The 12,263-nt window shown below is 46.2% G+C and carries 11 protein-coding genes; 4 read left to right on the top strand and 7 right to left on the bottom strand.

The genetic code is table 11. The annotated features are described in order from the left end of the window. Positions 1-160: 160 nt before the first annotated feature. Together IQ257_RS26485 and IQ257_RS26480 are read right to left on the bottom strand one after the other, a co-directional pair. A complete protein-coding gene (locus IQ257_RS26485) occupies positions 161-1,444 on the bottom strand; it encodes a TIGR00341 family protein (RefSeq protein ID WP_193881660.1) in 1,284 nt (427 codons plus the stop codon). Between the two features lie 72 nt (positions 1,445-1,516). Then, entirely contained in the window at positions 1,517-2,092 is a 576-nt protein-coding gene (locus IQ257_RS26480; RefSeq protein WP_193881662.1) for a DUF421 domain-containing protein, read from the bottom strand. A gap of 393 nt (positions 2,093-2,485) precedes the next feature. On the opposite strand from IQ257_RS26480, the gene IQ257_RS26475 reads away from it, so the two are divergent. The 3 genes from IQ257_RS26475 to IQ257_RS26465 all read left to right on the top strand — a co-directional run bounded on the left by IQ257_RS26475 (position 2,486) and on the right by IQ257_RS26465 (position 5,028). Continuing rightward, positions 2,486-2,893 (top strand): potassium channel family protein, encoded by a 408-nt coding sequence (locus tag IQ257_RS26475; RefSeq protein ID WP_193881665.1) that lies wholly within the window; start codon positions 2,486-2,488, stop codon positions 2,891-2,893. Positions 2,894-3,041: 148 nt separating this feature from the next. Next, complete coding sequence (locus IQ257_RS26470) at positions 3,042-4,541, top strand: TrkH family potassium uptake protein (protein ID WP_193881680.1); 1,500 nt, start codon at positions 3,042-3,044, stop codon at positions 4,539-4,541. A gap of 232 nt (positions 4,542-4,773) precedes the next feature. Beyond that, the gene (locus IQ257_RS26465; RefSeq protein WP_193881668.1) at positions 4,774-5,028 is read left to right on the top strand and encodes a GlsB/YeaQ/YmgE family stress response membrane protein; all 255 of its coding nucleotides are present in this window, start codon (positions 4,774-4,776) and stop codon (positions 5,026-5,028) included. A gap of 183 nt (positions 5,029-5,211) precedes the next feature. Here IQ257_RS26465 and IQ257_RS26460 read toward each other — a convergent pair whose 3' ends face one another. From IQ257_RS26460 to IQ257_RS26445, 4 genes are all read right to left on the bottom strand, one after another. Continuing rightward, the gene (locus tag IQ257_RS26460; RefSeq protein ID WP_193881671.1) at positions 5,212-5,721 is read right to left on the bottom strand and encodes a DUF4112 domain-containing protein; all 510 of its coding nucleotides are present in this window, start codon (positions 5,719-5,721) and stop codon (positions 5,212-5,214) included. A gap of 139 nt (positions 5,722-5,860) precedes the next feature. Next, positions 5,861-6,244 carry a phospholipid-binding protein gene (locus IQ257_RS26455; protein ID WP_193881674.1) on the bottom strand — a complete coding sequence of 128 codons (384 nt, stop codon included), beginning with the start codon at positions 6,242-6,244 and terminating at the stop codon, positions 5,861-5,863. Positions 6,245-6,359: 115 nt separating this feature from the next. After that, positions 6,360-7,751 carry a collagen-like protein gene (locus IQ257_RS26450; protein ID WP_193933343.1) on the bottom strand — a complete coding sequence of 464 codons (1,392 nt, stop codon included), beginning with the start codon at positions 7,749-7,751 and terminating at the stop codon, positions 6,360-6,362. A gap of 23 nt (positions 7,752-7,774) precedes the next feature. Then, entirely contained in the window at positions 7,775-9,997 is a 2,223-nt protein-coding gene (locus IQ257_RS26445; RefSeq protein WP_193882243.1) for a DNA polymerase III subunit gamma/tau, read from the bottom strand. A 326-nt stretch (positions 9,998-10,323) separates the two neighbouring features. Here IQ257_RS26445 and rnhA point away from each other — a divergent pair, with 326 nt between their 5' ends. Further along, a complete protein-coding gene (gene rnhA / locus IQ257_RS26440; protein ID WP_193882239.1) occupies positions 10,324-11,202 on the top strand; it encodes a ribonuclease HI in 879 nt (292 codons plus the stop codon). Here the strand turns inward: rnhA and cruG are convergent. Beyond that, positions 11,175-12,263, bottom strand: a 1,089-nt coding sequence (gene cruG, locus IQ257_RS26435; RefSeq protein ID WP_193933341.1) for a 2'-O-glycosyltransferase CruG, incomplete at its 5' end; no start/stop codon positions are given. The two genes, rnhA and cruG, sit on opposite strands and share 28 nt — an antisense overlap.

Here is a 12,263-nt window from a genome sequence, read left to right as displayed (position 1 = left end):
GGATGAGGGAGATACATTGCATTCTTTCTAAGAAGGTTCAGCCTTGACGTTCTCACCGTGGGTTATGAATTCACCACGAACGAGTCGCAGGCAAGCTCTCAGTCTAAACAGTTATCATTTTCAAGTCCCCAGCTCCCCTGCCCCCTGCCGCTTATCTAAGCTACGGAGGAGGTGGCGGTTCGAGTACGCTGACATCAATTAGGGGCGTTACCTTGTAATTTTGCTTATAGATGTAGGATTGAATATGGCGGCTGAGACGCTGGCGAATTTCTTCAGAGGGGATTTTGACCCCTGCCTGCTGCTCGACATAGATAGTACCAAGGATTGTGTTCTGACCTTTGATGTCCGAAGCGGTAAAGCGAATATTAACCTCTATAGGTTCTGCCAAATCACTCTCTTTCACTACCTTTTGAATATCACTAGTGATGCGCTGCTCAAGGCTACCGCGTTGAAGCTCTGGTACGCTGGAAAACTGCCAGGTTAGCAATGCAGCTAACGCCACGATGGTTGTCACAAAGGCAATGAGAACGATCGCCTTTTTCCCCCGTTTGTAACGAGCGCCACGAGCAGACAGACCGAAAATGCGGAAAATAATTGTCGCTGATAGGTTAATTCCAACCAGTTGCAGCAAGAGAACGAAGACAGCGTTGATTGCCATATCCCACCTGCCGATGGCACTTGCCATGCCAACTAATGCGGTAGGAGGTGCTAGCGATGCCGCAACCAGCATTCCAGTAGCTGCACCGGATACTAAGCTACTTCGTTCAGATTGCATCAAGTTCAAAGCACCCGCCGCTCCCGCTGATAATGGCAGCAGTAGTGCTGTTGCCGAAATCGTACTTGTAGCAAGCATTTGGCTGGTTGGGTTTTCTTGGCGCAGGAGAAAACTGAGCAACCCCGCCACTACCATGGACACCACTAGGGCGGCAAAATATCGTAAGAGGCTGCGCCAAAGTAGCGTTTTATCCCCTCGTGCGGTAGCGATCGCTAAATTCATCGCTGGACCTGCAAACGGCGCAATTAACATGGCAGCAGTGAGCAGGTACATGGTATTGGTATATAATCCAATCCAAGCCACCACAGCGCCAAGTGCCGCATATCCTAAGAAGCCTTTCCATGAGCCAATGCTCTGCACCCCTCCAAGGAATACCTCAAGCGGACTGAGCATCGCCACATCCTTAACTTGTTGGGGTGCCTCATCAGGAGGGGGCTGCAAGGGTATAACCCCTCGGGGGTTTAGAGTAACGTACAGTTGAGGTATCGGCTCCAATTCTCCTAATAAATCCTCCACTTGCCGATTAGGAACGTGAACAACCACTAAGTCCACGGGTTTTTCACCATCGGTAGCCTCAAACTTTGCCAGATTCGCCCCCTCATGATCCTTGGCAATATCAAGAACTGCTTTTCCTTGTCCACGTGGCACCTGAACTAGTAGTTGACGCATCTTCTTTTCTCTTTTGGGTTTGTGCTACTTTGCGTTTAGTTTCAGAGTTCGGGTTTGGCGATCCTTGGACTGTCAGTTCAACTCGATTCGCACGGTTTGCACGCCAGCTTTCACATTGACTTCAAGCACTCTGGGTGGTGTTGGTTTGGGCATAACGCTAATTTCACCGTTACTTTCTAGACGCGCAATTTCAACCTGATTTGGCTCTGTAACTTTGGCGTTGAGCCGCAAAGAAGACTCTAAATCGCTTTGACTAATGTGGCTTTTTTTCATCATCCCTTTATTAATTTGACCGTCTCGAATTAAGATGCGAGAATTACCTTTAATCCAAGTATCAAAGCGTTCATAATAGAAAGCGATTGCACAAAATAACCAATGCATTCCTACTAGCGCTAAAGCTGCGCCTAGTGTTTTAAAGTAGGGCGCACCGCCATTAATTGCACGACTCAAGGTAGAGCCTAAAATCACGCCCAAGAGCACATCCATTGCTGCATATTTGCCGATAAAGCGCCGATCGCCTACTACTCTTACCATTACTAACGCCGCTGCGTATATCAGAGCCGCCCGCAATCCCATCTGGCAAAAACTCAGCGTTTGCGCCTCCAATCCTAGTAACCAGCTAATTGTATTTCCAAGTGACTGAACCATCAGAACATTACTCTCTATCTTCATAGTTTTATGCCGACTCCCGACTCCCGTTCGGAGTTCGGCGTGAGGCTTCGACGGTGAGCTCAGCCGAACCGCGCTCAGTCGAGGCGCGGAAGCCTAGTTTTTGAAATCCAGAGCTTTATAACTCACCCGATAGAGATTGAATTATTTTAATATAGGTTTCTGATTCTTTATATCTCTCTTCGGGCAGACGTTGTTAAAAGCTGTTGGCTGTAAAAATTATAGGCGTCGAAATGATAAAGTAAGATTCTAAACAAGCAAAATTGACTTAAAGTTCAGTGGTTAAGTCAATTGAGTTTTTGATGGATCTGCCGATGCTCAGAAATAATTGGGCGATCGCATCTTCACAGTGATATACATTTTTAAGCTCGAATGTACTTGATTATCTTAGGTGCTGCACCAGAAGGCTCTAGCCTCATAGACTTGGCGATAGAAGACGGACACGAAGTGGCACTCATTGAGAAAAATGAAGAACAAGCGCGAGCTGTATTGCAAAAACACGATATCAAAGTGTTTAATGCTGATATTAGCGATGGTGAAATTCTGGAGGAAGCTAATATACAGAGAGCTGATGCCTTAATTGCCACAACAAGCGATGATTCTGTCAACCTGATGGCAATGTTCCTGGGTAAAGAATACGGCATCAATACACTCATCAGCATGGTTAATGAACGAACTCATCAGAAGATGTTTGAGCGTCTCGGTGTCAAAGTACTCGTCAACCCAGAATTGATTATTGCCAAGCAGCTCTACCGATTCGCAAATCACGAAGACGATTAAATAAATGTAGAAATTGACCCCAACAGTCTCACAATTTCTTGACTCTTAACTAGAACTTAGACTATTAAAGGAATCAGAAGCTAGCGTGTCTCCCTACCTTAAGACAATCCTTCGTGACCTTGGTTTATTGCTCCATGTGCCAGGTGTAATGGCGCTAGTCTCGATACCCCTATGTGTTTTGATGGGCGAGTACTATGCAATTGTGCCGTTTCTATGGACAGCGTTGGCTTCCTTGGGTAGCGGACAACTACTTTATCGTCTCTTTAAGAAAGCCGAAGGATCGCGTTTGCGGCATTCCTTAATTACAGTTGCCCTCGGTTGGGGTTTGATTCCGTGCTTTAGCACTATCCCTTTTTTGTTAATCGCTTCTCACCTAGCAACAACTCCCATTCCCTCTCCGACTGTACTTTACTTTCAAGAACCCTGGAATGCTCTGTTTGAAGCATTTTCTGGGTTTACAAGTACAGGACTGTCAATGGCGCTGCACGCGAATGAATTACCACGCACTCTGCAATGGTGGCGTTCTTTTATGGAATGGATTGGGGGTGTAGGAGTGATCGTACTCATGGTTTCACTCTTGGAACCGAGTACAGATGCCTATCAACTGTACAACGCGGAGGGACGGCAACAACGAATTGGTCTTACCGTAACGGAGACAGTGCGTAAGATTTGGTGGATTTACTTGTTATATACCCTTGCTAGTGTGATTTGGCTGCGAGTGGTAGGAATGCCTTGGTGGGATGCCCTCAACCACGGTATGACAGGTATTTCAACGGGGGGATTTGCCATTACCGATAACAGCATCGCTGCCTACAGTCCCCTCATACAAGCTGCTGTTATTCCAATTATGATTGCGGGAGCCATTAGCTTTCCCGTTCACTATCAGTTAGTGCGGAAAGGAAAGTTATCAGCGCTGTGGCAGGATACTCAGCATCAAGCGTTTTGGATACTATTGATTTTGGGTATAGGGGCGCTGGTACTGGAACATTACTGGTTTGGAGAGCAATTTTTTTGGCTCGATACGATATTTCAGTGGGCTTCAGCGTTAGGAACTTGTGGTTTTAATACGACAGACGTTTCCTATTGGAGTCCCACTGGCAAACTAATTTTGACTTTGGGCATGATTTTCGGTGGGGCTTCTGGTTCCACCGTGGGCGGGTTAAAGCTGACTCGCGTCGTATCACTGTTCAAAGCTATGCTGTGGCGCTTCCAGCGTGTTTCCCTCCAACCCCATCAGATGATGCGCTACCAGTTAGATGGTAAAGTTATTACGGAAGCTGAAGCAAATCGTCGAATTGAGTCAGCCGGGGTTCTAACATCGCTTTGGCTAGGTGCGATCGCCCTTGGTGTTATTGTCCTACTTCACGTAACTCTGCCGCAATACAGCTTAAGTGACATTATCTTCGAGGCAGCCTCAGCTTTGGGAAGTGTGGGCTTGTCTACAGGAATCACCCATCCTAACTTATCTTGGATGGGCAAATTTATGTTGATTGTGTTGATGTGGATGGGACGCTTGGAAATTATCCCCGTCTTGCTATTATTGACTTTGCCCTTGGGTATGTTGAGAGGAGTAATAAGTAGGAAAATGCATCGGATGCATAATCCCAAAAGTGATCAACAGACAAAAGGAAAGAGGAAAGGCAAGTGACAGAAGAGGGATATAATTATTTTCTTTTCGGGATTTGCCTGTATTAACTTTTTGACAAAATCTACTGTACAGTTTCCATCCAAAAACTTGTAAGAGCTATTATAGCTATTTATTTTTATCTCGGCTAGTTCTTTCCTTTGATAGATATACTCCAGCCATTCCTACTGATATCCTAGAGTCACAAGGTTGAAAAAACTATTAATTGATACTTTTCAGTAAGGAGGTAATTCCTGTGGGAATTTTAGCTTGGATTGTTTTAGGACTTATTGCTGGCGCGATCGCTAAAGCAATTTATCCAGGTCATCAAGGCAGTAATATTTTAGCAACAATGGCACTGGGAATAGTTGGGGCGCTGCTGGGTGGCTGGCTTGGTAATGCCTTGTTAGGAGCAGGTTTTACGGGTTTCACTATTCAAGGATTTCTGGTGGCAATTGCTGGGGCACTCCTCGTCCTGTTCCTCTATGGTTTGATCACCCGTAATGCTTAATCAGCCAGGAGTGCAGGCTCATTTTGTTATTCAACTCAATCATTTCAATAGGAGTGCATAGGTATCCATCGCTATTAGACATCTCCAAAAATTGTAATACGGTTATCGAATCTTAATTTCTGGAGATGTCTATCCTGTTGTCCTATTGAGTCAAATTTGCAAAAAAATGCAAAAAAATGAATGTCAGCCGCTCAAAGCATTCAATACCCATTTGAGAAACACGATGCTGATAGCGGCAATTATTATTACCACCAAAAACAGCCCTAGTAAGAGTAAGCCAACAAACCACCAATCCCTTCGTTTTTGAGATGGGTATTTGGGAATATCCAACTGTCCTTCTAAGAGGGCGAGATTCCTGGCATTGGCTTTCCAGGTTGCATCCAAAACATCACCTACTACAGGCACACTTCCAAATACTGTCTCAAACAGAATATTGCTCACCATTTTTACCAAAGTGGCTCGTGGAAGCCCCAATCGAGTTGCTTCAAGGACAATATAGGCAGAGAGAGCCATTCCTACAAAATCCCCAGCTCCCGGCACTAAGCCAAGTAAAGGATCGATACCAATTCGATAAGATGTTCCCGGAATCGGAATAGAGTTATCCAGCAGGTAGCTCAAACGACGCACCCGCTTAAGTACAGAGGTTTTAATATTAATAGGTGTTCCCGAAGGTTGGTGAGGAAGCTGAGACATCGTAGAGAAAGAGAAATAATATAGTAATAGGTCAGCAAGTCTGTTCGATTCAAGGCAATCTATAGCATTTTGTACAAGAAAAGGAGAAAGAAAAAAGCCCCTTTTCTCCTTTTCCCGTTTAACTGGTAAATTCCAAGCGCTAGCCCATGCTAACTTGTTTAGTATCCACGGCAGTTGCTCCTTGAACGCCTTTAGCTACTCCTACCATCTTGTCCAGAATTTGCTGATTGGGAACTTTCCCTTTTAATACAACAGTACTACCTGTTTGAGCGACGTAGAGAGTGTCGATGTCATCCAACTGGGAATCTTCATCAAAAGCTAATGCCACCCGTTTAGCCAGACCGCTTTGGTCATATTCTCCATTTAAGCCCACACGCTCTGGAGGAATACTGTCAGTTTGAGTAGGCATAGAGGCTGGAGCTGTAGCAGAACCTTTAGCAGTAGAAGTCGTCTGCTTAGTCTGAGGATTAACCTTAGCATCCTTCGGCTTTTCCATGCCAAATAGTCGTTTTAACCAAGCCATAAATTTTTGAACTCCAGTTATACTTAATCGCTCTATCATCGATCAATTCTGGAATTGACACATCTACCCAAAAGACGATTCTTTATAATTCTTTATAATTAAAAATACTCTCTATTTACCGTTTGATTTCTCCTTGCCAGGTAATTTTCTGTTCTGCGGAATGTCCGGCAAAGGAACGAATTGCGACCAATTCTACATCAAGGGGTACTCCTGGTTTCAGAAATTCTCTCTCAATGGGTAGTTTCCCTAGATTTAGAGTAAAGCGATTGTTGTTGCGAGTGACTAATTCTGCTGGAATATTGCCCTCATAGCGGGTTCTATAGTCGTAGAATCGACGAAACCGATCGCCCGATGCAGTACGATACTTAATCCAGAACTGCGTTGAAATCAAATCAGATTTTCCAGCTAAATCAACCAAACTAAAGGTTAAATTTTGCCCATTCCCCAAAAAATCGGCTCGGGTCAACTCCGTGGCTTCCCGTTCTAAGATGGCATTAGAGATAACTAGCTGAGTCACCCCATTCTCTTGGGAGGTTGTCCCCTCCCACCAAACCTCTTCCGGCAAGGACACTTCAACTTGTTTGTCTTCTTTGAGATTTAAGGTTATCTTTTGGTTGTAGAAATCAGCAATTGAGCGATCGCTATTCCAGACCAACTGAAACGACCCATCAATGCGATTAAGAAACTCACGGTACTGGTCAGCAATGACTGATCCAGGCGCTAACAGAGAAGCCGTACCACCTTTGGTTTGCCATTGATTCAGAGATAGCCTATAAATCTTATCTTTCAGTTCCGGCATGGCAAGAGTTGCAGTTGGTCGATCCGGTGGCAATACCTCACTGCGCTGAATTAACGTCAGGGTGCCGAGTTGTCCCTCCTTACCATCTCTGCCATCTCGACCATCTCTGCCCTCCCTGCCGTCTTCGCAATAGAACTTTTCAGTTGTGCAATGATAGTCAGAACTGCCGGGACTTCCTTTACAAATTTCTCTCTCCCAGCGACGATCTTGACACTGACAACCCTCGCCACTGTAGGCACCGCGACCAGGACGCCCTCCCCTACCACCGACGGAACGCACATAGATTTTATTCAAATCTTGGGGATTCGTGTAGTAAATAGCCAACAAACCGCCATTACCCCCATCGCCCCCATCACCGCCATTGCCCCCATTACCGCCATCAGGAGCACGTAAGTCATAGGCAACATCTCGCGGTTGCCTCCGACAATCGGCATCATCACCATCTCTCCCATCTCCGCCATCTTCGCCATCTCCACCAAACAACTCCAAATTCACAGGAGAACCATTCGTAAAAATTGTGCGATTTTCACCATCCCTACCGCGTCTACCCGTTTGTCCATCAGCCCCATCTCGACCATCGTGTCCGAACTCTCTCTCCTCCGTACTCCAAGCCACTAGGGGACACAACAGTAATTCAGAATCAGGCGGTAGAAAGTTAGGGAAGATGAAGATGACCAGAACTACTGCCAGCTTGTAAGAGAAACGCATTTGCAATGATGGAATTGTGTTAATTAAAAAGCTAGATCACCATCGTCATTGTATTGTAAACTTTCTCGTGAATGTAGGGTCGGCAAGTTCTGTCCGTCATCGCTCCTGCAAGGTTGCGGCTCTTGCGGAACTGCTATCATCCCATCTGACTTTGGGTGATCAACTTCTGCCTCAACTGAAAACGAGTTGATAGGGGTATCAATATCTGGCTGCGTTAGGGGTACGGGTAAATTTACTCCCAACTCCGACAGGCTAAACTCATCAGTCAGTTCGATGATTTCTCCGTCAAAAAATTTCTTGATGTTCCCCACTACCTCATCAATTTTCTCAGCACCCCAATTCGCAACTTCTGTTGGTACTGACGTTGGCGATTGGGTTAATGTTGCTGTCGAAGTACCGTTAGACGTTTCAATGGGGGCTGGAGATTTCTCCCTAGTAGGTATCAACTGCACTGGAACTGACGACGGAGTGTTTGCTGAATGCCCATTAGAGGAAGTCAGCTCAGTCACTCGACTTTCGGGTTTTGGGTCGTTTACAGTTAACTCCTCCGGTGCCTCAGCACTAACGTCGGCTGTATCGGTAGCAGCAGCAGTCGTTTTAGTAGATTCAGAAGACTTAGGTTGTAACGTTACCCTCACATGAGATTGATAAATCGCTTTAAACGCTGCTTCAATATCAGGTAATTTCTCTTGGGCTAACTTCAGCAAATTCTTGGAACTAATCCCTAACGTAGCTTGCTGACCGTTAAAGGCAAGCAAACAGCACTGTTGACGCAGAAGTTCTTGAGTACTGAATAACTTAATATGGTTCAGTACCTGTTGCCAGATTTGCTCTAAATCCGTCGTTTGGATATCAACGTTACTGTCTGCGGCTTCCCCAACCGTGGATTGAGAGGCGGCAGGAATCTGAGTTAGTGGTTGGTGGTGTTTTGGTTCTTGGCTCGCATCAGGTGAGACGCCGTTGGTGGAGGTATCCGTTATTGGGGTGGGTGATGGGGTTCGAATTTGTGCCTCGGTTGGTTGCGGTATAGGCGGTTTTGCGTCCTGAAGTGAGTTGTTGTTTTTGACCGATGTCCGGGTTTTACTAGAAGTTTGTGACGACTGGCTTTGTGGAGTTCGGGGAGACGTTAAGCTTGTCTCTACAATCTGAGGACTCCTAGCTGAAGGCAACAATCCCAACAACGTCACTTCTAACCACAAGCGCGGCTGAGTTGTATTTTTGATTTGTGCTTCACTGTTTTTCAGATGTTGTTGCCCGTGCAAAATATAGGGAATTTCTAACGGTTGGACAAACTCGCGCAACTGATCCCAAGTGGGCGGCGTAACTGCTACTAAATCGTTGCGAGTTGGTGCAGTTTTGGCAATCAGTAAATCTCGGTAGAATCCGGCTAAATTTTGCACCACAATCAAGGGTTCCCGTCCTCTGTCCATCAGGCGGCGGCATTGGTCAAGAACGGTTTCGGCATTGTCAGAGGCGATCGCTCTTACTAGTTCTAGCAAATCCCGCTCCGGGACTGCCCCCACCAAATCCCAGACGTACTCAACCGTTATCTCTCCAGCTAGTAAACTCAGTTGGTCAAGCAAACTTTCTGCATCCCGGAGTCCTCCTTGAGCGACTTGTGCTACTAAGGTAATGGCATTGCGAGTAATACGAATACTTTCTTTCGTACCAATATCCTGCAAGTGCTTTACCATTGCCTCTAGCGGGATTCTCCGAAAATCAAACCGCTGGCACCGAGAAATGATCGTCGGCAAAACTCGTTGTGGATCAGTGGTTGCTAATACAAAAACAACGTGTTTAGGTGGCTCTTCTAAGGTTTTTAGCAGGGCATTGAAGGCTGCCGTACTGAGCATATGGACTTCATCAATGATGAAAACCTTATAGCGGCATTGGACTGGTGCAAACTGGGTACGTTCAATGATTTCCCGGATATTATCAACACCGGTATTGCTAGCCGCATCAATCTCAGTCACGTCTAATGCCGAACCGCGAGCGATCGTGCGGCACACGTCACAAACACCGCAAGGATCGGGCGTCGGTTTTTCACTCGACAGACAGTTGAGAGATTTTGCCAAAATCCGCGCTGAAGAGGTCTTTCCTGTTCCTCTAGAACCCGTAAATAAATAGGCAGGGGCAATTCTCTCGCTGCGAATGGCGTTAGTGAGAGTTTGAGCGATCGCCTCTTGTCCAATTAAATGGGCAAAAGTCTGAGGACGATATTTATGATGTAGGGGTTCGTAACTCACGAGACTTACTGTGGGAGAATCGACGCGAGGTTTAGTTTATCCTCTGAATTCCAAGGCAAGAAAAGTCGAAGTCTATATTGACAATTTAAATTTATTGTGATAGTAATTTAGAGTTTAACAATAGAAAACACTCGACCATCTGGATAGTTGGTCTACGCCTAGAACATCTGTTCTAACTTAACATGGGTGAGTTAGTAAGGAGAAAACAACTTCCAAGGTGGCTCTTAATCACCCCATACGCCACCCCCTTATTGAATAGAAACTCCACGTCTCTATCTCCTCTGTTAAAAGTAAAGTGGTAACTCGTACCTGATAACTCTTAAACAATGCCTCCTACTCGCCAAATTCAAAGCTTTTATACCGACGGAGCCTGTAGTGGCAACCCAGGACCAGGCGGCTGGGGAACCGTAGTCTATTTTACCGATGGCTCTGTTTATGAAATGGGGGGTGGAGAAACTCAGACCACTAACAACCGTATGGAAATGCAAGCGGCGATCCAGGCGTTGAAGCTCTTTCGGGCATCAAGACAAACCGAACCCGCCACGCTCTATACTGACAGCGAATACGTTAAAAATGGCATCACCAAATGGATTAAGGGTTGGAAAAAAAAAGGCTGGAAAACTCAAGCCGGAAAAGCAGTTTTAAATCAAGATTTATGGCAAATTCTTGATGATCTCAATTCTCAACAGGTGGATTGGCAGTTCGTCCGGGGGCATAGCGGGAATGAAGGCAATGAACGTTGCGATCGCATTGCTCGTGCCTTTGCCAGTGGCAAGTCTCCGGCTCTAGAACAATCATCTGCCTTGGATATGCCAGTAGCAGGCGTATCAGATTTAAACGCTGCCTCTGAGTTAGCTTACAAAACCGTACCACTAAGTCCTGCCACCTCTAACACAGCCATGATGGAAACACCAGATTCTTCAGCCGCTAGTACAACGGACGACTTACCCCGTGAGGTAAGAGTCGCTCAACTGCACAACTTGATAGAAACATTACACATCGCTGATGAAATTGCCGAGGAAGGCTACCTGATTAGCAGTTCCGAACTCGCTGACTTAATGGATGTCAACGCCAGTGCTGTAACTAGTCGGGGTGACCATTGGTCTTGGCGCAATTGGATTGTCTCACGGGTGCGACGTGAAGGTAATCAAATCCTCTGGCAACTCGAACGAATTGATCAAGTTGGGGCGGCAGATGACGAGTAAGTCCGTCCCCGCCACTGGGTTGGTCTGCGGATAGCAGACAATAAAATCCGCAGGACAGCGAGTGAGTCGGCTAAGGGAGAAAGCCAGAACAGCCAGGAAGAGAATACAGATGCATATGTACGATCGTAGGAAGGAGCGATCGCAAACAGTAAGGCAAAGCGGATCAACAACAAAAATAAATTCAATCCCGTTGCTGCTACCATAAATGGCGAAGAAATTCCCACTCCCAAGCTAGCCAGGAAAATCAGGGATGCAGGTAGGGGTAGACCCTGTGTACAAAAAAGCAGCCACAAATCGCTCCACAACTGCCCCTGAGATGAGGCATCTTTAAGATCGAGCGATCGCCCCCATTCGTTCCATGTTTGGTATGCTCCCTCATACATCCGCACCTTTACTACCTTTGCTCCATCCAGAAACCCCACCTTAAATCCCTGCTCTGCGGCATAACGAGCTAGGGTGACATCATCGCAAAACGAGTCCCTTGCACTGGTATAACCGTCCAGTTTGCTCAAAACATCTCGCCGACACAAAAAACACTGCCCGTTTGCCATTACTCGTTCAGCCGTTGCACTATTAATGCCAGTAGGTCCAAATCGATAAACCAAGGTGATTAATAGGGCAGGTTGCAGCCACCACTCTCCTGGATATTTAAGAATAAATTGCGGCGATAGAGAAACCAACTCTAACCCCAAAACCTCTGCTGTCTGAATCAAACTAGCAACTAATCCGGGTTGCGGTTGAGTATCGGCATCCATTCCCAGAATCCACTGACTCTGAGGAGAACTGTGTAAATACCCGTTATGCAACGCCCACGGACGCCCTACCCAGTCAGGAGGTAAGGGATCATCATTCATTAATCGAAACCGGGGGTCTTTTTCTCGGACATTTTTCACTAAATCTGGTGTTCCATCCGTCGAGTGACTGTCTACGACAATGATTTCTCGCACTTCATAACTCTGCCGACTCAAGCCGTTTAGACAAGGGGTTAGGCGTTCTTGCTCGTTGAGGGTGGGAACCACCACAGTAACAGCACCCAGTTGATCGGGGGTGGGGGTTTGGGG

Source organism: Coleofasciculus sp. LEGE 07092 (assembly GCF_015207375.1).
GTDB lineage: Bacteria > Cyanobacteriota > Cyanobacteriia > Cyanobacteriales > Coleofasciculaceae > LEGE-07092.
The sequence above is the reverse complement of the archived record's forward strand: the minus strand, read 5'-3'. Positions and strand labels throughout refer to the sequence as shown.